This is a genomic window from Geomonas ferrireducens (assembly GCF_004917065.1).
Classification (GTDB): domain Bacteria; phylum Desulfobacterota; class Desulfuromonadia; order Geobacterales; family Geobacteraceae; genus Geomonas; species Geomonas ferrireducens.
This window is the reverse complement of the sequence record NZ_SSYA01000002.1, coordinates 1,176,889-1,202,817: the sequence shown is the minus strand read 5'-3', so window position 1 is coordinate 1,202,817 and position 25,929 is coordinate 1,176,889. Positions and strand designations below refer to the sequence as shown.

The following is a 25,929-nucleotide window of genomic DNA, read 5'->3' as shown; positions in this document are numbered from 1 at the left end:
GTTATTTTTTCATGGTTATGAAATTAATTGAAATTAATAAATACCGCAACGTCCGTAACCCTCTGATACGACTGCTTTCGTGGCTTCGTTACGTTCCCGTTATCCTGCTCTTCATGGGAAACACGGCCTTCGCGGCCTACCAGCCCGACCTCATGGTCCGGCTTGCGGGCGAGTCCGATGCGTCGTACCTGGGGGGAGGCATCTACGAGGGGAGCGCGACCCTGCAGTCGCGGTCGCAGGCCGCCTACTCCGGAATCCCGGCGCGTTTTGCCGTGCTGCTCGTGAACGCGGGGGACCGGCCGGACCGCTTCCTCGTTACCGGGCCCGGCAGCGGAAGCGCCTTCAAGGTCAGCTACACCGATCCCGGCGGGGTGGACCGCGCCGCCGCCATCTCCGGCGCCGGCTACCTGACGCCGGAGCTCCCTCCCGGAGGCTCAACCCTGCTCGTGGTCCAGGTGACCCCGGTTCTCTTCACCCTGGGTGCCAGTTACCGCGTCCCCCTCACTGCGGTCTCCACCGGCGACGCGCTCGCCGTGGACCAGGTGAAGACCGAGACCGTCGCCTGCGGCCAGACCGCCGCGGTCACCGTTTCCGCCCCGCCGGATGGCGTGGGTGGTCCCGGCACCGTGGTGAACTACCCGTACATCGTCACCAACGTCGGCAACACGGTGAACAGCTTCGTCCTTTCCGTTAGCGGCGGGAGCGGGTGGAAAGGGGAGCTCTTCGCCGACGACGGAGCGGGAGGGGGCGTCGCCGGGGACGGGGTGCGCGAGGCTGGTGAAACGCGCATCTGCGCGACCACCGGGACCCTGGCGCCCGGTGCGTCCTTCCGTTTCTTTCTGGCGGTCACCGTCCCCGAGTCCGGCAGCGACGGGGCGCGCTGCGACCACCTCCTTGCCGCAACGGGCGAGGGGGCAAGCGGCAGCGACCAGGTGGGGACCCGTGCGGCCGCCCCGGTCGTAGGTCTTGCCGAAGCGGTGCGCAACATCACCAGGGGGGGCGTCTTTGAGGCGAGCGCCGAGGCGATTCCCGGCGACGAGATCCAGTACCGGATGGGGATCACGAACAGCGGCTCCGCCCCCGCAGCGAAAGTGAACCTGGAAAGCCCCATCCCGGCGGGGCTTTCCGTCGCTGCCGACACCCTCTTCGTCTCGCTCTCCCCAGCGGGGGATGGAACCCCATGCGCCGCCGCCGAGTGCGGCACGGCCCGGATACAGGAAGGTGGCATCGTGGCCCAGCTCGGCCAGGGGGCGGGGGATGCGGCGGGAGGAAGCATCGCCCCCGGCAGGACGGTGTACATATTCTTCAAGGCGCAGGTCCAATAAATGAATTAAATAATGCATTGATCGGGGATACCGATGAAGATCCCGGCATGGCGGTACATGGGAGGGGGGGCAATCCGGGCGTGCCTTGCGGGCTTGACGCTTCTGCTCGCCCTGCCTTGCGTTTCTCTCGCGCTGACCCCGTCCGGCACGGTGATCACCCACGATTTCGGCACCCGCTATGCGGCACCGGTCTCCCGGCAGGCGCGCTCCAACCAGACCGTGATCACGGTGAAGGACCTGGCCGCTCCGGACCTGGTACCCCCCCGAAACGCCACCACCCCGGCAGGCGTCCCCGTCGATTTCCTGCACACCCTCACCAACAAGGGGAATTTATCCGATAGCTTCCAGTTGAAGGCGACGCTCCAGGGTAGCTGGGGGGAGACGGTTTCCCTCCCTAAGCTGCGCTTCTACCTCCCCGACGGAGTGACCCCCGTTCCCGCCAACCCCGAAGGAGTCCAGGTGCTCGGCCCGGTTCCCGCCGGCGGCTCGGTGGACCTGGTGCTCAGGGTGACGCCGCCTGCCGGGAGCGAAGGGAAGGTCGCCGCCATCCTCGTTACCGCATCCTCGGTCGCTGTTTCCGCACGCTCGAGCAGTACGAACGACCAGGTGCAGGTCCCCTTTCCGGGAGGGCTCTCCTTCCTGAAATCGGTGACCCCAGCGGGCGCCGTCCTTCCCGGGACGCTCCTTTCCTACCGGATCACGCTCGCCAACGCAGGGTCCGCGCCGGTGTCGGGAGTGCGCGTCATCGACCCGCTCGATCCGCTCCTCGATTACCAGGAGGGGAGCGCCCTTCTTCCCGCCGGCCTTTCCGGGACGGTGAGCTACGATGCCGTTAGCCGCTCGCTCATCTACGACGTCACCGAGCTTCCCGCCGGTTTCAGCGGAGCGCTCGCCTTCGACGCCGTGGTGCGCCTGGACGCCCAGGGAAATGCCACCATCGTCAACACGGCCGGCGTCACCAGCAGCATCAACCCCACGCCGACCCTCACCAACAGCACCTTCAACACGGTGCTCGCGCGCGCCCTGCTGGTCGCGAAGCAGGCCGGGAGCAGCGTAGCCGAGGCGGGAGACATCGTCGCCTACGCGGTGCGGGTGGAAAACGTCGGCGCGGCGGCCCTGGAGCACGTGACGGTGAGCGACCGGATACCGAGGGGGTTCCGGTACCTGAAGGGGTCGAGCCATGTCGATGGTTTTTCCGTCGGCGATCCGGTCGGTGCCTCGCAGCAGCTCAGCTGGGACATCGGCTCGCTCGCCCCGGGAGCCGGGAAGACCCTCAACTACCGGCTCGTGCTTTCCGCCGAGGTGCCGGTGGGGACGAGTGTTAACTGGGCGCGTGCCTCCGGCGTGACCGCCGCCGGGAGCAGCAGCGTCTCACCCCCGGCGAGTGCCGCAGTGAAAGTGCGCCCCTCCATCCTCGGGGACAAGGCGGTGATTCTGGGAAGGATCTTCAGGGACCATAACGGCAACGGCGTCCCCGATCCCGGCGAGCCGGGAGAGCCCCGGGTGCGCATCTACCTGGAGGACGGCTCGTACGTCTGGAGCGACGCCGAAGGTAACTACAGTTTCACCGGCGTATCCGCCGGCGACCACGTGCTGAAGATCGACCGGAGCACCCTTGGGGCCGGGCTCAAGTCGGTCCCTTACAACACAGCCTTTGCCGGGGTGGGGTGGAGCCAGTTCGTGACGGTCCCCTTCGGCGGCCCGGCGCGGGGAGATTTTGCGCTGGTGCCGACCGGCACTGCCGGCACTGCCGGGGCTGCTGGGGCTGCTGGGGCTGCTGGGGCTGGGGCTGGGGCTGGGGCTGGGGCTGGTGGGGCCGGTGCCGGTGGGGCTGGTGGGGCCGGTGCAGCTCAGGCGCCCGGTCCGACCGGTCAGACCGGTCCGACTGGTCCGACTGGTCCGACTGGTCCGACTGTGGCCGCCCCCACCCCGGCTAACACACCGGCCAACACCCCGGCTACCCTCCTGGCCGCCAACGACCGGCGCGACTGGATCCTCGTCGGCCTCGGGACCGCGACCGTCGGCGCCAAGGCGACCAGCGGCAACCTCGACAACATCGGCAAGGACGACCGCTTCGACTCGGGGCTCTTTCACCAAGAGCGCCTCGCCTTCTTTACCCGCGGCAAGCTCCTCGACAAATACCTCCTCACCGCCGCCTACGACTCGCACAAGGAGCGGCGCGACGGCGTCTTCCAGAGCATCGACCCGGAGAAATACTACCCGGTCTACGGCGACGCGACCGACATCGGCTACGACGCGCAGTCGCGCGGCAAGCTATACCTCAAACTCGAGTCGGGACGCTCCTACGTAATGGGGGGGGACTACCGCACCGACCTCTCCGAAAACGAGTTCTCCCGCTACGACCGTGCCCTGAACGGCGCGAAGTTCGAGGTGAACCGCAATCACCTCACCCTGAAGGGGTTCGAAAGCCGTACCGAGGAGACCATCACCCGCGACGACATCCCGGGTAACGGCACCTCCGGCCATTACCTCCTCTCCAAAAGGCCGGTCTTCGAAAACAGCGAGCGGGTGCGCATCGAGGTCCGCGACCGCTACCACTCCGAACGGGTCCTCTCCATCACGGAAAAGGTCCGCTACGCCGACTACTCGATCGACTACCTGGCCGGCACCATCCTCTTCAAGGAGCCGGTCCCCTCGCTGGACCGGAACCTTAACCCGGTCTCCATCGTGGTCACCTACCAGGCCTCAGGGGGAGGCGAGAAGCGCTACGTCTACGGCGGCCGTGCGCTTCTTGACTCGGGGAACGGCTCCTACCTAGGGGGCACCGCGGTGGTCGAGGAGCACGCCCTGAAGGACACCACCCTCTTCGGCCTCGACGCGGGGTGGCGCCTGGGTGAGTGGCTCTCCCTGAAAGGTGAGGGGGCGGTGAGCGAGAGCCTCGACAAGGGAAGGGGAAGCGCCTGGAAGGCCGACCTCACCCTGCGCCCCGTCGAGCCGCTTGCGCTTGCCCTTTATTACCGGAAGGTTGAAGCCGATTTCTTCAACCCCTCCATGAGCGGTAACGAGACCGGGACCGAGAAGTTCGGCGCTCGCCTGGACTACCGCGCCGCGCCCAACACGCGCCTTTACGCGGAGAGCTTCGTGCAGCGCGATGAGTTGCGCGACCGCAGGCTCTTCGGCAACGAGATCGGCGCCTCGCGCAGGTTCTCCCTCCTGGACGCGGACGCGGGGGTGAAAATCATCCGCGAGGATATCGACGGCAAGGAAGGCTCCTCCGACCTCGTCTGGGCCGGGATCAAGGCCCCCCTGAACTCGAAGCTCGATGCGACCCTCAGGCGCGAACAGCTCCTCTCCTCCTCGAGCATCGCCGAGTACCAGACGAAGACCTTCCTGAAACTCGACTACCGGCTGAACGAACGGACCCGCGCCTTTTTGACCGAGGAGTACCAGGAGGGCTCCCCCCTGGTGCGCAACGCCACCGTCTTCGGGCTCGACAGCACGCTTAACGATCGGATGCGCCTCACCACCGGCTACCGCCTCTCCAGCGGGGTCGCCGGGAGCACCGAGCAGGAAAACGTCGACCTGCACACAAAGCTCATGGAGAAGGAAGGCTTCAGCCTCGACTCGCGCACCGGCTACCAGGTCGAGAACTCCCTCTCCGGGGAGCGCGGACAAGCGATCCTCGGCCTGAACAGCCGCTACCGCCTGGCGCAGGGGCTCTTCGTCAACTCCACCTTCGAAAGGGTGCAGACGGTGCAGGGCAACAACGGCACCCGTACCGCCTTCACCATGGCGGGCGAATACCTGCGCGCAAAGGATGTGAAGCTGACCGGCCGCTACGAGATCCGGACCGGCCCCGAGGAGACCGCTTCCCTTTACGGCGCCTATGCCGCCTTCAAGGTGAGCCCCGCGCTCACCCTGGTCGGCAAGGCCTCCCTCTGGGACCGCGACGCCGACCAAGGGAACGACCTCGTCGTCGACAGCTATATAGGTGGCGCCTTCCGCCCCCCCGGCGGCAATCCGTGGCAGCTCCTCACCCTCCTGCGTTACAAGGTCGAGAAACGCGGCACCCTGAGCGGCGCCCCGGACAACCGCAGCCTCATCCTTTCCGCCGAGCCCACCTATCGTCTGGTGAGCCGGTGGACCGCCCAGGGGAAATACGCCGGGAAACTTAGCTGGTCCGAGGGGACCGGAGGGCGGCTCGACACCTACACAGACCTCATCCTCGCCGGTCTCTCCTACGACCTCGCCGAGCGCTGGGAGCTCTCCGCCTACCTGAAGCTCTTGAACCAGTACGACGCCGGGATGCACTCCCTGGGCGCGGTCGGGAGCGCCGGCTACCGGGTCTACCGTAACGTGGTCCTCTCCGCGGGGTACAACTACGCGCGCCTGGACGACCGCGACCTGACCGGCGAGAGCTACCAGGGGCAGGGCCCCTTCGTCGGGATCAAGGTGAAGTTCGACGAGGATATGTTCGAGAGCGCCGAGGCCCGCGTTACGCAGCTTCCGCCCCCGCCCCCGGCACCCGAACCGGTCGCGTTGCAACCGGTGCCGGTGCCCGAGCCGAAAATCATCCCCGCCATGCTGGTCACCCTGGAGCGGATCGACGAGCCTCTTGCCGTTTCCGGGAGCGCGGAGCTTTTCACCCTGCTCGTGAACGGCTCGCCGGCGCGCCTTCCCTCCACCGCGGTCACCCTCACCCGCGAGCGCCTAGCCTCGCTGGAACTAAAAGGCGGCAAGTTCGCCGTGCCGCTCGGGCTGCTGATGACCGTGGAAGCGGCGGACGAGGTCGCCTCGTGGCACCTCGTCATGATGAACCGGGAAGGGGAGGTGCTGCGCGCCTTCACCGGGATCGGCGCTCCGCCGCCGCGCGTCGCGTGGGACGGGGAGACCGACCGCAAGGAGGTGGTCGAGGGGGAGATCTACCAGGGGCAGCTCCAGGTCACCTACCGGGACGGCTCCGTCTTCAGGACCGGCCGCGAGCTCTTCGGGGTGAACCGCAGCGAGGCGGTGCTCCTCACCCTTGCCGGCGGCGCTTTCGTATTCGACAAGTGGGCGCTCACCCCCGAGGCGAAAAGGCTCCTAAGCGGCGCGGCGCGCGTGCTGCGCGAGCGCCCGCGCGAGAAGGTGATCGTCGAGGGACACACCGACGGCATCGGCAGCGCCCCCTACAACGTCGAACTCTCGCGCAAGCGGTGCGACTCCGCTGCGGATTACCTGGTCCGGGTGGAAGGGATCGACCCGCAGCGGCTTTTAAGGCGCTGGTACGGCAAGTCGCGCCCGGTGGCCGACAACACGACCACCCCCGGCCGCAGGCTTAACCGCCGCGTCGAGCTGAAGGGGGACTTCCGGCAGGTGAAGGAAGTGGCGCCGGACGACCGCTACCGCACCCGCCCCTTCGCGGTGATCAACGGGCGCGACCTCCCCGTGGACGGCTTCGGGCGCTTCGAGACCTCGCTCCCCGGTGCCACCGAGCGGCTGCAGATCGAGATGGGGGATGCCCAAGGGCGCTACCTCGCCACCGCGCTGCCGCTTCCGGCTCTCACCCTCGCGCACCCCGCCGGTCCCGTCGTCGTTCCCTTCGGGAGCTCCGCCTCCGGGGTGAGCGTCGGTCCGGACGGCGCCGTCGGGTGCCGCCTTCTGGGTGCCGTCGGCGCAGGTGAACGGCTCGAGGTGGACGGAGCTCAGGTTCCGGTCGATCGATCGGGCTCCTTCGCCCTCGAACTGCCGGTACGCAGCGGCGATCGCGTCATGGGGGTCGTGCTCAGAAACGGGTCGGGGTGCTCGAAGCTTTTGAACCTGCGCCTGCGCTCCGCGAAGGAGATGCTTCGCGAGGAGGTGAAAAAGTGAGCACCGGTTCCCGTCTCCGTAAATGGGCAACGTTAGCCGCCGAGACCGGCGCGGCGCTTCTCCTCGTGCTCGCGCTCTTCTGGCTCTTCATACTCCTTCTCTACGCCGTCTTCCCTTCCGGCACGCCGCTGCGCGAACTCGTGGGGGACTCTGGGCGGCCCGCGCCGCGACAGGGTGGGGCGAGGAGCGCCGAGGCGGCCCTCACCACCCTGGTGCGGGACGTGCGCTGTCGGCGCGGCGATTCGGTGGCGTGGGGGGACGCCCGGGAAGGGATGCTCCTTTTCAACCACGACGCGGTGCAGACCTTCGACCGCTCCGGGGCCACCATCTCCTTCACCCCCGGCGACTACCTCACTTTGGGAAGCAACTCCATGCTCGTCGTCACCCGCCTGAATGACGGGATGGGCGGCGCCGCGCGGGCCTACCGGGTGCACGTGGAAGGGGAGCTGCAGGGGTGCCTCTCCGCCTCGAAGAAGGTGCGCATGGAGGTGGCGGCCGTGGGGCACCTGGCGCGGGTGCGGCCCGGCTCGTCCCGTTTCCGTTTTACCCCCTTGGGCGACGACGCGACGAGCCTTGTCGTCTACTCGGGACAGCTGCACGTGGAGGGAGAGGACGGCCCGGTGCGTGTTCCGGCGAACTTCGGCATTACGCTGCGGCGCGGCGTCGCTGCCGGTCCGGCGTCGCCGCTACCCTCGCCCCCCGCGCTCAAAAACGACGAGCTCATATACCGGTTCCGGATGCTTCCCCCGAGGGTCCACTTCAACTGGACCGGCGGCAGCGCCCTGTACCACTTCCAGCTCTCCAGGGAGCCCGGCTTCAAGAGGCCCGTCATGGACCTCAAGGTGACAGCACCCGAGGTGACCGCAGGCACCCTGGACGCCGGGAACTACTACTGGAGGGTGAGCCGTATCGAGGAGGGGCGCGAGGGGCGTTTCAGCAGGCCCGGGAGCTGCCGTCTCCTGCAGGAGACCGAAGCGCCGCCGCTTGCCGTCGACTTCCCGCCGCAAAGCGCCACGGTCGGGGCCTTCCGCCTTACCGGGACTTCCCGCCCCGGCTCGCGCGTCTACGTGAACGGTGCGGACGCACGGACCGCCCCGACCGGCGCCTTCAGCCACGAACTCATGCTGAAAGCCGGGGTGAACCTGATTCGGGTCGAGGCGGTGGATGAGACCGGCAACGCGAGCTACGCCTCTCGGGTCGTGTACGGCAAACAGACAGGGGAGGAGGTGCAATGAATACCAGACTGAAGTTCCCGCTCAGGTTCAAGATCCTGCTCTCGCAGCTCCTCGTCGTCTCCGTGGTGCTGAGCCTGATCACCTTCACCATGGCGACCCTGTTCCAAAAGGACAAGACCGCCTACATCCACGACCTCACCTCGACCATGGCGCTGCACAGCGCCGAGGAGGCGGGGACCCTGGTGACCGGGTACACCGAGAAGCTGAAGCTCTTTTCGCGCCTCATGTCGGACCGGGAGATGGGGGGGCGCGAACAGGCGCTCAAGGGGCTCTTCGAGGAGTTCGGCGAGTTCGTCATGGTGACCCGCAACGCCCCCGATGGTGACGAGGACGTCTACGACCAGGCGGCCCTCGATGCCGTCGGGGTGACCCGGGAGGATTTGCTGCGCGTATTGGCCCCTTCTCCCGCCGCCACGGCAAACGGTTCATCAGGGAGCCAAGGGAAAGAGGCTGCCGTTTCTCCCCGCGATCCCGGGATCGATCCGGTGACCGGAGGGGAGCCGCTCGTTGAGTTCGCCGCGGTCTCTCCTGCCTTTCAAGCCATGAAGGTGACCATCGCCGAACCTGCGGCAGACGGGGCCGAGCCTGTGCTCACCTCCGCGGTGATCCGGCTCGATCGGCTGCAACGCATCGCCACCCGCTCCAGGGTCTTCGATACCTTCGTCGTCGACGCTTCCGGCCGCTTCCTAGCCCACGCGGAGACAGGGCGCGTCGGGAGCGTTCCGGAAGGGGAGTGGTGGCCCTGGGTGAAAAAGGCGAGCCGCGTCTCCGGGCTTACCCGCGAGTATGAAAGCCGGGGTGCCGCCATCGTGGGAGGTTTCTCCCGCACCATGACCGGGGGGCTCACCGTAGGGGTGCAGATCAAGAAGAGCGCCGCCTTTCTCACCTCGCGCGCGCTGCTACTGGACCTCCTCGTCCTCTCCCTGGCCCTGCTCGTGGGGGCCGCGGTTTTGAGCCAGTTCTGGTCGCACCATCTCACCCGCCCCATCGAAAAGCTCTCCGAGGCTACGCGCATGGTGGGGCAGGGGCGCTTCGAGGTGGAGGTGCCGGCCTCCTCCGGCGACGAGATCGGCGCGCTCGGCGACTCCTTCAACCGGATGGCGACCGAGCTCAAACAGCGCGAGCAGGCGCTCAAGGAGCTTTACGGGCAGCTCGTGCAGTCGGAGAAGATGGCGGCCTTCGGTGCGCTCGGCGCCGGGATCGCCCACGAGGTGAAAAACCCGCTCGCCGGCATCCTCGGCATCACGCAGCTCTCGCTGCGCGGGGTGGAGAGCGGGCACCCGCTGGAGAAGAACCTGCACATCATCGAGAAGGAGACCAAGCGCTGCAAGACCATCATCGAGAACCTACTTAAGTTCGCGCGCCAGGAGCAGGTCGAGTTCTCAGCCGTGGACATCGCCCTCGTATTGAGCGACGCCCTCGCCATCGTGGACCACCAGTTGGGGATCAACAGCGTGAAGGTGGAAAAGGAGGTGGAGGAGGGGCTCCCTCTTTGCCGCGGCAACGCGAACCAGCTGCAGCAGGTGCTCATGAACCTGATGATCAACGCGCAGCAGGCGATGGGTGGGGCGGCCGGCACCGTGCGCCTGAGCGCGAAACGCCTGGACGCGGGCGGGGTCGAGGTCCGGGTGGCCGACGACGGCCCCGGCATCCCGCCTAAGATCAGGGAAAAGATCTTCGATCCCTTCTTCACCACGAAGCCCGCCGGGCAGGGGACCGGTCTCGGGCTCTCGGTGAGTTACGGCATCGTGAAGGATCACGGCGGTGATATCCGCCTGGAAAGCGAGGAGGGTGTGGGTACGACCTTCATCATCACCCTTCCCGCGAGGTCAGAGGAGGACGGACATGCATCTGCTGGTTGTTGACGACGAGGAGACCCTGAGGAGCGTGGTGTCCCAGGTGCTGACCGCCGACGGCTTCAAGGTATCCGAGGCGGCGAGCGGCGAGGAGGCTTTGGAGGTGTTCCGGTCCGGTTCGCACCAGTTGGTGATCACCGACATCCGGATGGGGGGGATGAGCGGCATCGAGCTTTTGACCAGGATCAAGGAGCACAACCCGGACACCCAGGTGGTGATCATGACGAGTCACGCCTCGCTGGATTCCGCCATCACGGCGTTGCGCGCCGGTGCCTACGATTACCTGGTGAAGCCGTTCGAGAGCCTGGACCTCATCTCCGCTGTGGCGGGGCGCGCGGCGGAGAAGGCGCGCCTCGTGGCGCAGAACCGGGAGCTCCTGGAACAGCTGACCCGCGCCAACGAGGAACTCCAGGAGGCGAACCGGGCCTTGAAGGAGATGGCGGTGCGCGACGGCCTCACCTCGCTCTACAACCACCGCTACTTCCAGGAGTCGCTGGCCCAGGAGGTGGCGCGCTCGAAACGCTACGACAAGCGCTGCTCCCTCATCTTCTTCGACGTGGACCACTTCAAGCATTACAACGACACCCACGGCCACCCCGAGGGGGACCGTCTCCTAAAGGGGCTCGCCGGTTTGCTGACCGCGAACACGCGGGCGTGCGACCTGGCGGCGCGCTACGGCGGCGAGGAGTTCGTCCTTTTGCTTCCGGAGACCGGCAAGGAGCTTGCCTTGAACGTCGCGGAGGATCTGCGCAGCCGGGTGGCCGAGCACCCCTTTGCAGGGGGGGAGACCCAGCCGCTCGGGCGGGTGACGGTGAGCATCGGCGTCGCCGGGTTCCCCGATGACGGCGCCGATGCGGCGGCGCTTTTGTCCTGCGCCGATCAGCTTTTGTACCGGGCGAAGAACGAAGGGCGCAACAGGGTGGTGGGAGGCTAGTCGATCTTCTCGCGCCGGATCAGGTCGAACTCTCCTGCGCCGGCCACCCCTTCGAGGACCACGCGCTGGTTCGCGTGCGCGACGCTGAGCGGCGTCCCCTCCAGGTCCCGCATCCCGGTCAGGGTGAAGCGGGTGAAGCTCGCCCCCTGGCCGATCAGCTCGAGGACGTCGCCAACCTTCAGGCGGTTTCTCACGAGCACCTGCGTTCCTTCGGAGAGGCCCTCTTCGACGAGCGCCACGAACTCGTAGTTTCTCACGTAGCAGGAGAGGTACTCGTGGTCGACGTCGCGCGGCTTGCCGAAGAGAAAGCCGGTGGTGTAGCCGCGGTGGCTCACCTTGGCGAGCTCCTCGAGCCAGTGCGGCTCCAACCGGTAACCCTCCGGGTCCTCCCAGTAGCGGTCCAGCGCCTCCCGGTAGATCCGTATCACGCTCGCCGCGTAGTAGATCCCCTTCATGCGCCCCTCGATCTTCAGCGAGTGCACCCCGCTCTCCACGAGCGCCGGGAGGTGCTCGATCAGGCAGAGGTCCTTCGAGTTGAAGATGAAGGTGCCGCTTTCGTCCTCGTGGATCGGGAAGTACTCGCCCGGGCGGGTCTCCTCGACGATGGAATAGTTCCAGCGGCAGGGCTGGGTGCATTCCCCCTTGTTGGCGTCGCGCCCGGTCATGGCGCTCGAAAGGAGGCAACGCCCCGAATAAGAGATGCACATGGCGCCGTGGACGAAGACCTCGAGCTCGATGTCGCAGCGCCTGGCCGTCTCGGCGATCTCCTCGAGGGACATCTCGCGGGCGAGGTTCACCCGGGTCACCCCCTGGGACTGCCAGAAGCGCGCGGAGCGCCAGTTGGTCGTATTGGCCTGGGTGGAGAGATGGATGTCGCGTCCGGGATGGCGCTCGGCGATGAGTGCCACGACGCCGGGGTCGGCGGCGATGAACGCGTCAAAGGGGATGTGGGCGACCTCGTCCAGGTAGTGCTCGAGCTCCGGCAGATCGGCGTTGTCGGCGAAGGCGTTCACGGTGAGGTACACCTTGACGCCTTGCGTGTGCGCGTAGGCCACCCCCGCCTCGAGCTCCTCTCCGGTGAAGTTCCCCGCGAGGTTTCTGAGACCAAAGGCCTTTCCCCCGAGGTACACCGCGTCCGCGCCGTAGCGGATCGCCACCTTCAGCTTCTCCATGTTCCCCGCCGGAGCGAGGAGCTCGGGCTTCATCCTCCCACCAGCCGTCCTGTGGCCTTGCATCTTCTTCTGCAACGTCACCTTACCCAGTTCTTCTTGCGTCACCTTCACTCCCGTAACCGTAGCTGCCTGTGGATCTGTGAGGCTGCCGGCCTCGGCGCCGGTCCTGCACCGGGACAACGTAGCATAGAGCGCGGCGATAATGAACCCCCCAAAAGGTCTTTATCCTTGACATTACGAGGCAAAACGCTTTAATTATGTTAAATTTTTCTCGGCTCTCAGACTTCGGGCCGGGAAACGGCACTCTTGCCGATCCGCTCTCATCGCGGTTTTACCGGTCCGCCCCGGTCGCGTTACCCTTTCCAAGACGGCAAAGTACTAATGAATGATTCGGCCGTCCTGTACCGCCTGTTGTCATGAAGCCGTTGTATTAATTTGCAAAGACCTCGCGGCGCGCGTGCCCGAGGAGGAGGGTGGGGTGTTCACGCCCCTAAAAGGAGCCTATGAGAAAATACCTTGGTCTGGCGGCACTGCTCTTCATTTGCCTCACCACCACCGCACCCTTTGCGGCGGCGCAGGAACAACCCACCATCTACACCATCGTCCCCGGCGACACCCTCTGGGGGCTGTCGCAGCGCTTCCTGAGAGATCCCTACTACTGGCCGAACCTCTGGGCGAACAACCAGACCGTCGGCAACCCGCATTTCATCTACCCGGGGCAGAAGGTGCGCATCTACTCCGACCGCATCGAGATCGAGCCCTTCCCGGCGCTTCCCAAGGCTGAGCAGCCCAAGCCCCAGGAGCCGCGTGAGGAGCCCCAGGCGGCGACCTTCGCGGTGAACGGCAGCGAAGGCTTTCTCATCGAGAACGGGATGAAGCCCTCCGGCATCGTTATCTCCCTCTACCAGAACCGCGAGATGGTCGGTGCCGACGACATCGTCTATACCGATATCGGGCGGGTAAACGGCGGCAACCCCGGCGACCGCTTCCTCATCTACAAGAAGATCGGCCCGGTGAGCCACCCGATCACCAACGTGATCCTCGGCCAGCAGGTGATGCCGCTTGGCGAGTTGCAGCTCTCCGAGGTCGAGGAGAAGGCCTCCAAGGCGATCGTCACCAGATCGTTCCTGGAGATCAGCGCCGGCTCCTTCCTGATGCCGTACCAGGAGCGCAAGCTGACCGTGCCGCTTAGAGCCGCCGACCGCGACCTCACCGGCTACATCGTGCAGACCCAGACCGGGAACCAGGCCCTCGCCGTGAACGACGTGGTGTTCCTCGACCTTGGCAAGGCGCAAGGGGTGCAGCCCGGCAACATGCTCTACATCGTGCGCGACGTGGTCCCCGACCAGCGCTACACCCAGGTGAAGATAGACAAGCTCCCGGTCGAGGTTGTCGGCGCCTTGGTGGTGGTTTCCACCGGGATGAACAGCTCCACCGCCGTGATCGTTAAGAGCGTGGACACCGTGTACCGCGGCGACCGCGTGGAGATGAAAAAGAGCAGGTGACGCCAAAGGGGGTGACCCCATGGATCACTACTACTGGTTCGCCCTGAAATCGGTCCCCCTGGTGGGAAACGTCACCTTCCTGCGGCTCCTCGCGCACTTCGGCTCGCCCGAGGCGGCGCTCAAGGCGCCGTACCGCGAGCTTGTCGCCGTGAAGGGTGTGAGTGCCGCCGCGGCCGCATCCATCGCCGAGCACGATTACGCCTCATTTGCCCAGGCGGAGTGCGAGAAGGTTTCCGCGCAGAAGGCGCAGGTGGTGGACATCCTCTCCGGGCGCTACCCGCGCCTTTTGATGGAGATCCCGGACCCGCCCCCTTACCTCTATGTGATGGGGGAGCTGGACGGCAGCGAGACCGCGGTAGCCGTGGTCGGTTCCAGGCGCGCCTCGCATTACGGGCAGAGCACCGCAACGCTTTTGGCGCGGGAACTGGCCGGGCAGGGGATCACGGTGGTCTCCGGCATGGCGCGCGGCATCGATACCGCGGCCCACTGGGGAGCCCTCAAGGCGGGCGGAAGAAGCGTCGCCGTCCTTGGCTGCGGCATAGACGTGATCTATCCCCCGGAGAACGACGTCCTGTACCGCACCCTTTGCGAGAGCGGGGCGGTCATCACCGAGTTCCCGATGGGGAGCGAGCCATTGGCCGAGCACTTCCCGAGCCGCAACCGCATCATAAGCGCCCTGTCGCGCGGCGTGGTGGTGGTCGAGGCGGGGGAGGCGAGCGGATCGCTCATCACGGCACGCTACGCGCTCGAGCAGGGGCGCGAGGTGTTCGCGGTACCGGGCAACGTCACCGCGAACGGCAGCCGCGGCGCCAATGCCCTGATCAAGGAGGGGGCGAAGCTGGTGCAGCAGGTGGAGGATATCCTCGAAGAACTCTCCATCGAGCCCCGCTTCACCCATCCCAAAGGAAAGCCCCCGTCGTTCCCGCTCACCCCGCAGGAGGCCGAACTCTACGCCCTCATCTGCCAGGGGGTGCTGGAGATCGACGAACTCATCGCGCAGAGCGCGTTGACAGCCGGCGAGGTTTCCGCTACCTTACTGCGCTTGGAAGTGAAGGGAGTGATAACCCAGCTCCCCGGCAAGCGTTTCACGCCGGTCTGAACCATTACCGTTACCAGGTGGTTACATGTCTCAAAATCTCGTCATCGTCGAGTCGCCCGCAAAGGCGAAGACCATAGAAAAATTCCTAGGCCCCGAGTACAAGGTGCTCGCCTCCTTCGGTCACGTGCGCGCCCTCCCGAGCAAGCAGGGGTCGGTGGACGTGGAGCACGACTTCGAGCCGAAGTACGCCGTGCTTCCCGAAAGCAAGAAGCACATCGATGCCATCAAGAAGGAGATGAAGGGTATCTCCGCGCTCCTGCTTGCAACAGACCCCGACCGCGAGGGAGAGGCCATCTCCTGGCACCTGCTGGCGGCTCTCGGGCTCGACGGCAAGAAGAAGCCCCCCTTCGAGATCAAGCGCGTCGTCTTCCACGAGATTACGAAGGACGCCATCGTGCACGCGGTGCAAAACCCGCGCGATATCGCGCTCGAACTGGTCGACGCCCAGCAGGCCCGCTCCATCCTCGACTACCTGGTCGGCTTCACCCTCTCCCCGTTTCTCTGGAAGAAGATCCGCTACGGCCTCTCCGCCGGACGCGTCCAGTCCGTGGCACTCAGGCTCATCTGCGAGCGCGAGAAGGAGATCCAGGCCTTCAAGGAGCAGGAGTACTGGACCATCGGCGCGAAGCTCGAGACCGCTAAGAAGCAGGGGTTGACCGCGGCGCTGGTCGAGGCGGAAGGGAAGAAGCTCTCCAAGTTCGACATCCCCGACCGCGACGCCGCCTTCCGGCTCTTCGGGCTTCTGGGGGGGCGCCAGTTCCCGCTCCTGGAGGGTGACGAGAAGGGTGTGCCGCTCGTGGTGCAAAAACCGGTTGACCCCGAATACCGGGTCGACAAGGTCACCAAGAGCGAGAGGAAACGCTCCCCGTCGCCGCCGTTCACCACCTCCACCCTGCAGCAGGAGGCGGCTCGAAAGCTAGGCTTCTCCGCGAAGAAGACCATGTCCACCGCCCAAAAGCTCTACGAGGGTATCGACATCGGCGACGGGCACATGGGTCTCATCACCTACATGCGTACCGACTCCGTGGCGCTCTCCAACGTGGCGCTCGAAGAGGCGAAGAGCGTCATCACCTCGCTCTACGGCAAGGAGTACGCCCTCGAGAAACCGCGCTTCTTCAAGAACAAGTCGAAGAACGCCCAGGAGGCCCACGAGGCGGTTCGTCCGACCTACATCTCCAAGACCCCGATCGAGCTGAAGAAGTTCCTCACCTCGGACCAGTTCAAGCTCTACGACCTGATCTGGAAGAGGACCGTTGCCTGCCAGATGGCCGAGGCGCTCCTCGACCAGACCTCCGTCGAGATCACCGCGGGGCCAGGTTTCCGTTTCCGCGTTGCCGGCACCGTGATCCGCTTCGCCGGCTTCATGAAGCTCTACATCGAGGGTGTGGACGACGAGGCGGAGGACAAGGAGAAGGAAGGGATGCTCCCGCCGATGGCCGAGGGGGACATCCTGAAGCTGAACGACCTGCTCCCCGAGCGTCACTTCACACAGCCGCCGCCGCGCTACACCGAGGCGACCCTGGTGAAGACCCTGGAGGAGTACGGCATCGGGCGTCCGTCCACCTACGCCTCCATCATGAACACGCTCACCGAGAGGAAGTACGCGCGCCTGGACAAGAAGCGCTTCTTCCCCGAGGACGTCGGGATGGTGGTCTCGGATCTTTTGACCAACCACTTCAACCAGTACGTCGACTACAACTTCACCGCAAACCTCGAGGAAGAGCTCGACATGGTATCGCGCGGCGAGAAGCAGTGGCGACCGCTTCTGCACGAGTTCTGGGGTCCGTTCATCAACCTTCTGAAGCTGAAAGAAGGAGAGGTGAGCAAGTCCGACCTGACCACCGAGGCGACCGACGAGGTCTGCCCCGAGTGCGGGAAGCCCCTCGTCGTGAAGCTCGGCAAGTTCGGCAAGTTCTTCGCCTGCAGCGGGTACCCCGAGTGCCGTTACATCCGTCGTCTCGACAAGGAGACCGGAGAGGTGGCCGAGCCGGTCGTCTCCGACGAAGTCTGCGACAAGTGCGGCAGCAAGATGCTGATCAAGGAAGGGCGTTTCGGTAAGTACCTCGCCTGCTCCGCGTATCCGAACTGCAAGAACATCCAGCCCCTGGTGAAGCCCAAGGGGACCGGCATCACCTGCACCGCCTGCGGCAAGGGAGAACTGATCGAGAAGAAGTCCCGTTTCGGGAAGCTTTTCTACTCGTGCAACCGGTATCCCGAGTGCAAGTTCGCGTTGTGGGATCTGCCGGTGCAAAAGCCCTGTCCTAAGTGTGGTTTCCCGCTTCTGGTGAAGAAGGTGTACAAGCGTACCGGCGAGTTCCTTAAGTGTCCCAAGGAAGGGTGCGACTACCAGAGCAACAAGGAGTAGGGGCGGGAGTCGGTAACAGTGTGTTTTTCGTGCGGGGTCTTCGGGCCCCGCTTTGATTTTCAGAAGCAAAAGGCATTAACGCAAAGACGCAAAGGCGCGGAGACGCGAGGGGAAAAACGGGTTAACCCCGAAGCCCTTCCAAGCCTTTGGACTTTGGTTTTGCAGTTTCCATCTGAAGTTTTCTTTGCGACTTGGCGGCTTTGCGTCTTTGCGTTGAAGCTTTTAAGCTTTTAAGCCCGCTTTGATTTTGGAGCGGAAACCCTTCAGAAGCAAAAGGCATTAACGCAAAGACGCAAAGGCGCGGAGACGCGAGGGGAAAAACGGGTTAACCCCGAAGCCCTTCCAGGCCTTTAGACTTTGGTTTTGCAGTTTCCATCTGAAGTTTTCTTTGCGACTTGGCGGCTTTGCGTCTTTGCGTTGAAGCTTTTAAGGTTTTAGGAGAATTGAATGCAGCATGTAACGGTAATAGGCGGCGGTCTCGCCGGTTGTGAGGCGGCGTGGCAGGCGGCGATTCGTGGGGTTAAGGTCCGCCTCTACGAGATGAAACCGCACAAGTATTCCGAGGCACACCACCTCCCGGGCCTCTCCGAACTGGTCTGCTCCAACTCGCTCCGCGGCGACGCCCTCGAGAACGCGGTGGGCCTTTTGAAGGAGGAAATGCGTCGACTGCACACCCTCTTCATGGAAGGCGCCGAGGCGACCAAGGTCCCCGCCGGCGGCGCCCTCGCCGTCGACCGCACGCTCTTCTCCGAGTACGTGACCAGAAAGATCGAGTCCCACCCGAACATCGAGGTGGTGCACGAGGAGATCACCCGCATCCCGGAAGAAGGGATCGTCATCGTCGCCTCGGGACCGCTTACCAGCGGTGCGCTCGCCGAAGAGATCGGCCGCCTCACCGGTGACTACCTCTACTTCTACGACGCCATCGCCCCCATCGTCGCCGCCGATTCCATCGACTACGACAAGGCCTTCCGCGCCTCGCGCTACGGCAAGGGGGACGGTGACGACTACCTGAACTGCCCCATGGACGAGGAGCAGTACAAAAACTTCGTCCGGGAGATCCTCGCCGCCGGGAAGGTGGAGCCTAAGAGCTTCGAAAAGGTGGTGCACTTCGAAGGATGCATGCCGATCGAGGAGATGGCGAGCCGCGGCGTCGAGACGCTGCGCTTTGGCCCCATGAAGCCGGTGGGGCTCGTCGACCCGCGCGTCGGCGTCGAGCCCTACGCCGTGATCCAACTGCGCCAGGAGAACATGGAGGCCACCATGTACAACCTGGTCGGCTTCCAGACCAAGCTCACCTGGCCTGAGCAGAAACGGATCTTCCGCATGATTCCGGGGCTCGAGAACGCGCAGTTCCTGCGTCTTGGCTCCATGCACCGCAACACCTTCATCAACGCGCCGAAACTTCTGCTCCCCACCTGCCAGTTGAAGGAGGATTCAAGGATCCTCTTCGCCGGGCAGATCACCGGCGTGGAAGGGTACGTCGAGTCCGCCTCGAGCGGTTTCGTGGCCGGTGTCAACGCCGCGCGCCTGGTTTTGGGAGAGACGCTTCTCGTCCCACCCGCCGAAACAGCCATAGGCGCCCTGGCCCGGCACATAACCAACACCGAAGCCGAGCATTTCCAGCCCATGAACGTGAACTACGGGCTTTTCCCGCCCCTCATCGGGCGCATAAAGAAGAAAGAGAAACGTGGCCTTCTGGCCCAGCGCGGGCTCGAGGCGTTGGAGAAATGGCTTCCCGAAGTGACGGTTTAGCTGTCGTGCTAGCCTAGCCGCCGCGAGGGATGGGGAGGGTGCCATGACGGGAAACAAGGAGAGTCAGGAAATAAGCGTGGTCGGCAGGCTCTTGTCGCTCGAGGCCCTGGTCTTCGTGATGGGTGTCGCCTCCCTCGTCTACGGTCTAGTCACCGGCAGCCATAAGAGAACCGCCTTAGGCGCCGCCGCCGTCCTCCTGGTCGTTCTGGTCTACCGCCTCTGCCGCCGCCGTAAAGGCGAATAACCAGAGCACAGCTGCCAAGGAGCACTGCATAGGCCCCAGCGTCCCCCCCTTTGCGAAGGGGGGACAGGGGGGATTTGCCTTGATCCCCCCGCTTAATAGTCCGATGTAAATTGCAAGGAGTACCGATATGAACCAGCCCATAGTGCTCGCCTCCGCCTCCCCGAGGCGCAGCGAATTGCTCGAATCCGCAGGCATCAACTTCCGTGTTCTCCCGGCCGACATCTGCGAGGACCCGCTTCCGGGCGAGGAACCGGTGGACCACGTGCTGCGTCTGGCCGAAGGAAAGGCCCGCGCCGCATCGGAAAAGACCGACGGTCGCTTCTTTCTCGGCGCCGACACCATCGTCCTTTGCGACGGCGAGATCATGGGTAAACCGAAAGACCACGACGACGCCTTCCGCATGTTGAAGAAACTCTCCGGCGTGCCGCACGAGGTGGTCACCGGCTTCGCCATCTACGACCGTGAGCGCGACGGCGCCGTCGTCGAGGCGGTGCGCACCAAGGTCTACTTCAAGCCGCTGCGCGACGAGGAGATCGAGGCCTACATCGCCACCGGCTGCCCCTTCGACAAGGCGGGCGCCTACGCCATCCAGGGTGGCGCGGCCCACATGGTGCAAAAGATCGACGGCTCCTACACCAACGTGGTCGGGCTGCCGCTTTGCGAGGTGGTGGAAAAGTTGAGGGTAATGGGCGCGTTGCCGCAGTAAGGAGGGTGCCATGGGCGAGATAACCGAAAACCTGAAAGCGATCGAAGGGCGCATGGCGCAGGCCGCACTCAGGGCCGGACGAGATCCGAAGGAGGTCCGGCTCGTCGCCGTCTCCAAGACCAAGCCTGCCACGGCCGTCGCCGAGGCATACTCCTGCGGCCAGCGCATCTTCGGCGAGAACTACGTGCAGGAACTGGTCGGCAAGCTGGATGAGCTGCCGGAAGGTATCTGCTGGCACTTCATCGGCAACCTCCAGAGCAACAAGGTGCGGCAGATCGCCGGGAAGGTCGAGCTGATCCACTCGGTGGACCGCGCAAGCCTCGCAAAAGAGATCGACCGCCAGTGGGGCGCCTTGGGCCGGGTGTGCGAGATCCTCATCCAGGTGAACATCTCGCGCGAGGAAACCAAGGGTGGCACAAGCAGCGAGGAACTCATCGACCTGGTGCGCGAGGTGGCGCAATTGCCGCACGTGAAAATCGTGGGTCTCATGACCATGCCCCCCTTCTTCGACGAACCGGAACTGGCGCGCCCTTTCTTCAGGAAACTGCGCGAACTCTCCGAAGATGTGGCAGGCGCGGCAATCGACGGCGTCGAGATGCGTGAGCTCAGCATGGGGATGTCCGGGGACTTCGAGGCGGCGATCGAGGAGGGGGCTACCCTGGTGCGGGTCGGCTCGGCGCTCTTCGGCGAGCGCCAATACCACTGAGGCCGGGAAGGGGAATCAAGGTGCAACAAAAGGAAAAAACGGTCTCGAAACTAAGACGCCCCTTCGTGGCGGCGGGCGCCATCGCTGGGGCGGTTGCAAGCGGCTTTTATCTCTACCAAAGCGCCGCGAGGGCGACCGTCGGCGCCGATCCCGTCTGGACCAGGTTCGTCAACGTCGCCCTCATCATGTTCGTCTCCATTTACCTCGCCAACCTGCTCAGACGAGGGGTGGAGCGCTTCATCAGGAGGGACTAGTCCTTTTCTTCCCTCACCTCGACCGGCACCAGGGCAAGGTACGCGGCGACCTTCTGGGCGATGATCGATTCCAGCACGGCGAAGAAGAGCGAAACCGTGGCGTAGCAGGCAAGCGTCATCTCCATCGAAGCCGGGATGCCCAGGTCGTTCGGCGAGTTGTGCGCCATCCAGATCATGGCGACGGCGAGGGTCGCGCAACCGAAGTGGCGCCAGACCCAGCGGTTCTGCTCCGCGAGCAGCTGCTCCAGTTGGTCGATCTCAGCCTCGTCGCAATGCTGCGCCGTGATCCAGGAAAAGTAGATGCGAGGCAGCATGACCGCGGTCATGATCATGGTTACGGACATCATCAGCGCGCTATAGATGTTCATATTCCCCTCCCTGTGTCACTCAGGCTTCCATCTCGCTGAAGCACAAAAAAGGCCCAAAATCCCGTCTGCGACATTATCTCTCATTAACGCCACTTCTCCCGTTATTACCAGCACTTATCCGTCGTGCGTCTCTTGGCTCCCCTGCTTGCTGCTGCGCCGCTCCCTGTTCACTGTCCGGCATTTGCACACTAGCTGTCCCATCTGTACGCTAAATGACGCACACCCCACGTCGCCTAAGCGGGATATCAACCACTCTCCACTGCACCTTGACAAAAATTAAGTTGTCACTGCCGCGCGTTCATGCTAACGCTGGAAAGTTCAAAATCGGTCCAGGGAGAAAGCATGATCCACCTTTCCAACATCACGAAACAGCACGGCTCGCAGGTACTTTTCCGAGACGCGAGCTTCCAGATACTTTCCGGTACGAGGACCGGGCTTGTCGGTCCCAACGGCGCCGGCAAGACGTCGCTTTTCCGGATCATCACCGGTGAGGAAGAGGTGGATGCCGGTGAAATCACCGTCGGCAAGAAGACCACCATCGGTTACTTCTCCCAGAACATCGGCGATATGGCGGGACGCTCAGCCCTTCAGGAGGTGATGGCGGTCTCGGCGGAGACGGTGCGCCTGGCGGGCGAGCTGAAGCAGATGGAGGAGCGGATGGGGCAACCGATGTCCGACGACGACATGGCGAGCCTTCTCGAACGCTACGGTGTCGCGATGGAGGAGTTCGAGCATCGCGGCGGCTACGATCTCGACTCCCGCGCCCAGGAAGTCCTCACCGGCCTCGGCATCGGTCCGGACCGTTTCCACAACCCCGTTGAATCCTTCAGCGGCGGCTGGCGCATGCGCGTGGCCCTGGCCGGCATCCTCACCCTGCAGCCGGACGTGCTTCTTCTGGACGAGCCGACCAACCACCTGGACGTCGAATCGATCATCTGGCTCGAGGAGTGGCTCGCCAGCGAGTTCAAGGGTGCACTCCTCATGACGAGCCATGACCGTGACTTCATGAACCGCGTGGTGAGCCGCGTCGTCGAGGTGGCCAACAAGACCGTGACCACCTACGGCGGCAACTACGATTTCTACGAACGCGAGCGCGACATTCGGCGCGAGCAGCTCTTGGCGAGCTACAAGCGTCAGCAGGAGATGCTTGCCAAGGAAGAGGATTTCATCGCCCGCTTCGCCGCCCGCGCCTCCCATGCGGCGCAGGTGCAGTCAAGGGTGAAGAAGATCGATAAGATCGACCGCATCGAGATCCCCCCCGAGGACAAGGTGGTCAAGTTCGTCTTCAACGAACCGCCGCGTAGCGGCGACGACGTCGTCATCATGGAGAACCTCGGCAAGAGCTGGCCCAACCCGGACGGGAGCGAACACCCCATCTTCTCCGGGGTGACCGGCGTCATCAAGCGCCTGAGCAAGATCGCCGTGGTCGGGGTGAACGGCGCAGGCAAGTCGACCTTCTTGAAGACCATCGCCGGGCAGACCGAGGCGACCACCGGCAGCGTCGCGCTCGGCGCCAACGTGGAGCTCGGCTACTTCAGCCAGCACGCCATGGAGATCCTCGACCCGAAGAAGACCATCTTTGAGACGGTGCAGGACGTCATTCCCCTGGCCACCATCGGCGTCATCCGCAACCTCCTGGGATCCTTCCTCTTCCAGGGGGACGACGTCGACAAGCGCATCGAGAACCTCTCCGGCGGCGAGAAGAGCCGCGTCGTGCTCGCCACGCTCTTGGCGCGTCCGGTGAACTTCCTCGTCCTGGACGAACCCACGAACCACCTGGACATCCGTTCGCGTGAGATCCTGTTAGACGCCCTTTCGGGATTCCAGGGAACCGTTATCCTGGTGAGCCACGACCGTCACTTCCTGCGCGAGCTGGTGGACCGGGTCATAGAGGTCGACCACGGCGAGATGCGCGTCTACGAGGGGGATTACGACTACTACCTCTCGAAGACCGAGCACCGCCACCACGTTTAAAGCCGGGACATCCCCTCCCCAGGAGGGGAGGGCAAGGGAGGGGGAGCGTAGCGGCTGTTACCGACTTCCCCCCTCCCAGCCTCCCCCCTCCGGGGGGAGGAGTACGACGCGCGTTAACATTAGCGACTCTTACATTCTTGTTTGCCTTCCGGGGGCGCTCCGTGTTATAAGACGCATGCCGTTATTCAATGCCATCAGCCAAAGGAGAGCAGCCGCATGTCCAAACAAAACGAAATGACCTTTAAATACATCTTTACCTACGACTACAACCCCGTCTACGTGAACGGTGCCCACGGCGGGATCTCCCCGCGCGGCGAGCTCGTCATCAACTTTTACCTAGAGCGTCAGCCGCTTCCGAACGCCATCAGCCACGAGATCACCGCGACCGGTCAGATCGGTCCGGAGACCGAGGTTGAGCCGTCCGATCTGGGCAGGAGCCTGGTGCGTCAGGTCATCAACGGTGTAGTCGTGAACCACCAGACCGCCCGCGAGCTGCACTTCTGGCTGGGCGAGAAGCTCAAGGAATTCGAAGCGATGGAGCAGGCACGTGGCGCCATGGCCGCAGAGCAGGCAGGTCAGGTAACCCACTAGGGTAGGGCTTTCACAGGTCGTCTAAAAGGGGCGGGGTTCCTCACAGGAACGCCGCCCCTTCTTTTAGTTCATAGGACGGTGGAGCAGCTTCAATTCAGGATGCTCCCGGCAAGGCCGCGAATTCCGCGGAAATGGCTTTTTACTGCGCCGCGAAGCGCTGCACGTGCCCCGGCGTTCCCCCCTTTGCGAAGGGGGGACAGGGGGGATTTGCTTTTTAGTAGAGAGCCCCACCTTCCAGAAAGGTGCGGAAAGAACTTGTTTTTGATCAGGCAAGCAGTAAGGGAATCAAGGGCAGCCCCCTTTCCCCAAAGGAGCAAACGTGTCAAAGAAGTGTGTCGTTGGAAGCGAGTCAGTGCGAATGATCGAGCTTGGGCACCCATGGATCATCGCCGACGCCTATACCAAGAAATGGCCTGCCGGCGAGGCCGGGGAGCTCGTGGAACTGGTAGATGCCTCCGGCGCCTTCCTCGCCACCGCACTCCTTGACCCGGCAGACCGGATCGTGGCCCGGGTGCTGTCGCGCGAGCGGATGCGCCTGGACCGCGCATGGGTGCTCAAGCGCCTGGAGCGCGCGGTGCTGCTCAGAAAACAGCACGCCGACCTGGAAGATTCCGACGCCTACCGCCTCGTGAACGGCGAAGGTGACGGCCTTCCCGGCCTCACCGTCGACCGCTACGGCGATTACCTCATGGTGCAAATCTACTGCTCCGGCTGGCGCCGGCACCTCAAACTCGTCACCCAGGCGCTCGAAGACCTCCTAGCACCGGTCGGGATCTACGAGAAGGTGCGCCCCCAGAACACAAGGGAGCTCGAGGCGGCCAGCGACAGCAAGAAGTACGGCCATCTCCTCGCCGGGACCCCGGCGCCGGAACCGCACCACGTGCGCGAGAACGGACTCGTCTTCCAGGTGAGCCTCGAGCGCGGCCTCAACACCGGGCTCTTCCTCGACATGCGCAAGAACCGCCGCGAACTCATGGCACGCGTGAAGGGAAAGCGCTTTTTAAACCTCTTCAGCTACACCGGCGCCTTTTCCGTGGCGGCGGCCGCGGCCGGGGCGAGCCTCGTCACCAGCGTGGACGCCTCCCCCGGATACATGGCGCAGGCGAGGGAAAACTTCAACCTGAACCGGCTGAACCCGAAGCGCCACGAGTTCCTGGTGGGGGACTGCCTCACGACGCTCGACGACCTCGCGCGCCAGAAGAAGGTGTACGACGTGATCCTCATGGATCCTCCCTCCTTCTCGACCACCTCCAAGAACCGCTTCACCACGCGGGGCGGGACTTCCGACCTCGTCGCGTCGGCGGTGAGGCTCATAAAGCCGGGTGGACTCCTCATTACCTCTTCGAACCACCAGAAGGTCGATCTTGCGGATTACCTGAAGGAACTGCGCAGGGGGGCATTGCAGGGTGGGGCGGATTTGCAGGTGATTGCGGTCACCGGGCAGCCGGAGGATTTTCCGTACCCGGTGACCTTTGCGGAAGGGCGTTATCTGAAATACGTCGTAGCGGTGAAAGGGTAGGGGGCGCTAGCTCACGCCGCAGTCGCGCAGGTACTTCGCGTAGCGCTTGTCGGTGAGCTCGATGTGGTTCAAGACCCAGCTGGAGAGGAAATTCAGCAGTTCCAGCGCGAGCCCCGGCTTGTTGCTCCCAAGGCGCTCCTTGAAGGCGAATGCCTTCGCGATGAAACGTTGGTGCTCCAGCTCGTGCAGTGCCATCTCCGGATACTTGTGCTTTCGGAACAGCTCCTCCTCGACTGCGAAGTGCGCCTGGGCGTAGTTGAACAGGTTCGTCAGTACGTCCTCCACCGCGTCTGCCCCCTGGTTGTTCCTGATCGCCTCGTCAAGCTCTCCCATCATCTGGATCAGCCTTTTGTGCTGCTCGTCCACCCTTGCTATGCCGAGGCTGAGACTATCCGACCATGCCACTATTTCCATGAACATCTCCCTTCAGGGTGCGCCTGCCTTTTGATGCGTGCCAAATCACGGTACTCTGTGGTATCTTTTGCCGTCGGTCATTGCCGCGGTATCCGG

At 64.3% G+C, this 25,929-nt stretch carries 19 protein-coding genes; 16 read left to right on the top strand and 3 right to left on the bottom strand.

Annotation, left to right across the window (positions count from 1 at the left end):
* The first annotated feature begins 113 nt into the window (after positions 1 to 113).
* Genes E8L22_RS14120 through E8L22_RS14100 form a run of 5 tightly spaced genes read left to right on the top strand, consistent with a single transcriptional unit; the run spans position 114 to position 11,161 of the window.
* Positions 114 to 1,325 (top strand): COG1470 family protein, encoded by a 1,212-nt coding sequence (locus tag E8L22_RS14120; protein WP_246044648.1) that lies wholly within the window; start codon positions 114 to 116, stop codon positions 1,323 to 1,325.
* A gap of 33 nt (positions 1,326 to 1,358) precedes the next feature.
* On the top strand, positions 1,359 to 7,136 hold the full coding sequence (locus E8L22_RS14115) for an OmpA family protein (protein ID WP_246044647.1): 5,778 nt from the start codon (positions 1,359 to 1,361) through the stop codon (positions 7,134 to 7,136).
* A complete protein-coding gene (locus E8L22_RS14110) occupies positions 7,133 to 8,371 on the top strand; it encodes a hypothetical protein (RefSeq protein WP_136525771.1) in 1,239 nt (412 codons plus the stop codon). Before E8L22_RS14115 ends, E8L22_RS14110 begins: the two co-directional genes overlap by 4 nt.
* On the top strand, positions 8,368 to 10,236 hold the full coding sequence (locus E8L22_RS14105; protein WP_136525770.1) for a sensor histidine kinase: 1,869 nt from the start codon (positions 8,368 to 8,370) through the stop codon (positions 10,234 to 10,236). Before E8L22_RS14110 ends, E8L22_RS14105 begins: the two co-directional genes overlap by 4 nt.
* Positions 10,217 to 11,161, top strand: coding sequence for a GGDEF domain-containing response regulator (locus E8L22_RS14100; RefSeq protein ID WP_136525769.1), 945 nt, complete (start codon positions 10,217 to 10,219; stop codon positions 11,159 to 11,161). Before E8L22_RS14105 ends, E8L22_RS14100 begins: the two co-directional genes overlap by 20 nt.
* Here E8L22_RS14100 and E8L22_RS14095 read toward each other — a convergent pair.
* A complete protein-coding gene (locus E8L22_RS14095; RefSeq protein ID WP_342792918.1) occupies positions 11,158 to 12,396 on the bottom strand; it encodes a peptidase U32 family protein in 1,239 nt (412 codons plus the stop codon). The genes E8L22_RS14100 and E8L22_RS14095 overlap by 4 nt on opposite strands.
* A gap of 440 nt (positions 12,397 to 12,836) precedes the next feature.
* On the opposite strand from E8L22_RS14095, the gene E8L22_RS14090 reads away from it, so the two are divergent.
* From E8L22_RS14090 to E8L22_RS14055, 8 genes are all read left to right on the top strand, one after another.
* Positions 12,837 to 13,838 (top strand): LysM peptidoglycan-binding domain-containing protein, encoded by a 1,002-nt coding sequence (locus tag E8L22_RS14090; protein WP_136525768.1) that lies wholly within the window; start codon positions 12,837 to 12,839, stop codon positions 13,836 to 13,838.
* Positions 13,839 to 13,857: 19 nt separating this feature from the next.
* Positions 13,858 to 14,937, top strand: a complete 1,080-nt coding sequence (gene dprA / locus E8L22_RS14085) for a DNA-processing protein DprA (RefSeq protein WP_136525767.1) — start codon at positions 13,858 to 13,860, stop codon at positions 14,935 to 14,937.
* A gap of 25 nt (positions 14,938 to 14,962) precedes the next feature.
* Entirely contained in the window at positions 14,963 to 17,302 is a 2,340-nt protein-coding gene (topA, locus tag E8L22_RS14080) for a type I DNA topoisomerase (protein ID WP_136525766.1), read from the top strand.
* A 447-nt stretch (positions 17,303 to 17,749) separates the two neighbouring features.
* A complete protein-coding gene (gene trmFO / locus E8L22_RS14075; protein ID WP_136525765.1) occupies positions 17,750 to 19,057 on the top strand; it encodes a methylenetetrahydrofolate--tRNA-(uracil(54)-C(5))-methyltransferase (FADH(2)-oxidizing) TrmFO in 1,308 nt (435 codons plus the stop codon).
* Between the two features lie 43 nt (positions 19,058 to 19,100).
* Complete coding sequence (locus E8L22_RS14070; RefSeq protein ID WP_136525764.1) at positions 19,101 to 19,301, top strand: hypothetical protein; 201 nt, start codon at positions 19,101 to 19,103, stop codon at positions 19,299 to 19,301.
* A 127-nt stretch (positions 19,302 to 19,428) separates the two neighbouring features.
* On the top strand, positions 19,429 to 20,007 hold the full coding sequence (locus E8L22_RS14065; protein ID WP_136525763.1) for a Maf family nucleotide pyrophosphatase: 579 nt from the start codon (positions 19,429 to 19,431) through the stop codon (positions 20,005 to 20,007).
* Positions 20,008 to 20,017: 10 nt separating this feature from the next.
* On the top strand, positions 20,018 to 20,713 hold the full coding sequence (locus E8L22_RS14060) for a YggS family pyridoxal phosphate-dependent enzyme (RefSeq protein ID WP_136525762.1): 696 nt from the start codon (positions 20,018 to 20,020) through the stop codon (positions 20,711 to 20,713).
* A gap of 20 nt (positions 20,714 to 20,733) precedes the next feature.
* Complete coding sequence (locus tag E8L22_RS14055; protein ID WP_136525761.1) at positions 20,734 to 20,967, top strand: hypothetical protein; 234 nt, start codon at positions 20,734 to 20,736, stop codon at positions 20,965 to 20,967.
* On the opposite strand, the gene E8L22_RS14050 is transcribed toward E8L22_RS14055, so the two are convergent.
* Positions 20,964 to 21,335: a hypothetical protein gene (locus tag E8L22_RS14050; RefSeq protein WP_136525760.1), complete on the bottom strand. Its 372-nt coding sequence runs from the start codon at positions 21,333 to 21,335 to the stop codon at positions 20,964 to 20,966. The two genes, E8L22_RS14055 and E8L22_RS14050, sit on opposite strands and share 4 nt — an antisense overlap.
* Positions 21,336 to 21,677: 342 nt before the next feature.
* Between E8L22_RS14050 and E8L22_RS14045 the strand changes: the two genes are divergently transcribed.
* The 3 genes from E8L22_RS14045 to E8L22_RS14035 all read left to right on the top strand — a co-directional run bounded on the left by E8L22_RS14045 (position 21,678) and on the right by E8L22_RS14035 (position 25,419).
* The gene (locus E8L22_RS14045) at positions 21,678 to 23,309 is read left to right on the top strand and encodes an ABC-F family ATP-binding cassette domain-containing protein (protein ID WP_136525759.1); all 1,632 of its coding nucleotides are present in this window, start codon (positions 21,678 to 21,680) and stop codon (positions 23,307 to 23,309) included.
* 216 nt (positions 23,310 to 23,525) lie between these two features.
* Positions 23,526 to 23,900, top strand: a complete 375-nt coding sequence (locus E8L22_RS14040) for a hypothetical protein (RefSeq protein ID WP_136525758.1) — start codon at positions 23,526 to 23,528, stop codon at positions 23,898 to 23,900.
* Between the two features lie 319 nt (positions 23,901 to 24,219).
* Positions 24,220 to 25,419 carry a class I SAM-dependent rRNA methyltransferase gene (locus E8L22_RS14035; RefSeq protein WP_136525757.1) on the top strand — a complete coding sequence of 400 codons (1,200 nt, stop codon included), beginning with the start codon at positions 24,220 to 24,222 and terminating at the stop codon, positions 25,417 to 25,419.
* A 6-nt stretch (positions 25,420 to 25,425) separates the two neighbouring features.
* Here the strand turns inward: E8L22_RS14035 and E8L22_RS14030 are convergent, their stop codons facing one another.
* Positions 25,426 to 25,833, bottom strand: a complete 408-nt coding sequence (locus E8L22_RS14030; protein ID WP_136525756.1) for a bacteriohemerythrin — start codon at positions 25,831 to 25,833, stop codon at positions 25,426 to 25,428.
* Positions 25,834 to 25,929: the final 96 nt, after the last annotated feature.

Bases quoted from the DNA above. Each gene is read 5' to 3' on its own strand.
- E8L22_RS14120 (WP_246044648.1), top strand. From the start codon at position 114: ATGGGAAACACGGCCTTCGCGGCCTACCAGCCCGACCTCATGGTCCGG.
- E8L22_RS14115 (WP_246044647.1), top strand. From the start codon at position 1,359: ATGAAGATCCCGGCATGGCGGTACATGGGAGGGGGGGCAATCCGGGCG.
- E8L22_RS14105 (WP_136525770.1), top strand. From the start codon at position 8,368: ATGAATACCAGACTGAAGTTCCCGCTCAGGTTCAAGATCCTGCTCTCG.
- E8L22_RS14100 (WP_136525769.1), top strand. From the start codon at position 10,217: ATGCATCTGCTGGTTGTTGACGACGAGGAGACCCTGAGGAGCGTGGTG.
- E8L22_RS14095 (WP_342792918.1), bottom strand. From the start codon at position 12,396: ATGCAAGGCCACAGGACGGCTGGTGGGAGGATGAAGCCCGAGCTCCTC.
- E8L22_RS14090 (WP_136525768.1), top strand. From the start codon at position 12,837: ATGAGAAAATACCTTGGTCTGGCGGCACTGCTCTTCATTTGCCTCACC.
- dprA (WP_136525767.1), top strand. From the start codon at position 13,858: ATGGATCACTACTACTGGTTCGCCCTGAAATCGGTCCCCCTGGTGGGA.
- topA (WP_136525766.1), top strand. From the start codon at position 14,963: ATGTCTCAAAATCTCGTCATCGTCGAGTCGCCCGCAAAGGCGAAGACC.
- trmFO (WP_136525765.1), top strand. From the start codon at position 17,750: ATGCAGCATGTAACGGTAATAGGCGGCGGTCTCGCCGGTTGTGAGGCG.
- E8L22_RS14070 (WP_136525764.1), top strand. From the start codon at position 19,101: ATGACGGGAAACAAGGAGAGTCAGGAAATAAGCGTGGTCGGCAGGCTC.
- E8L22_RS14065 (WP_136525763.1), top strand. From the start codon at position 19,429: ATGAACCAGCCCATAGTGCTCGCCTCCGCCTCCCCGAGGCGCAGCGAA.
- E8L22_RS14060 (WP_136525762.1), top strand. From the start codon at position 20,018: ATGGGCGAGATAACCGAAAACCTGAAAGCGATCGAAGGGCGCATGGCG.
- E8L22_RS14050 (WP_136525760.1), bottom strand. From the start codon at position 21,335: ATGAACATCTATAGCGCGCTGATGATGTCCGTAACCATGATCATGACC.
- E8L22_RS14045 (WP_136525759.1), top strand. From the start codon at position 21,678: ATGATCCACCTTTCCAACATCACGAAACAGCACGGCTCGCAGGTACTT.
- E8L22_RS14040 (WP_136525758.1), top strand. From the start codon at position 23,526: ATGTCCAAACAAAACGAAATGACCTTTAAATACATCTTTACCTACGAC.
- E8L22_RS14030 (WP_136525756.1), bottom strand. From the start codon at position 25,833: ATGGAAATAGTGGCATGGTCGGATAGTCTCAGCCTCGGCATAGCAAGG.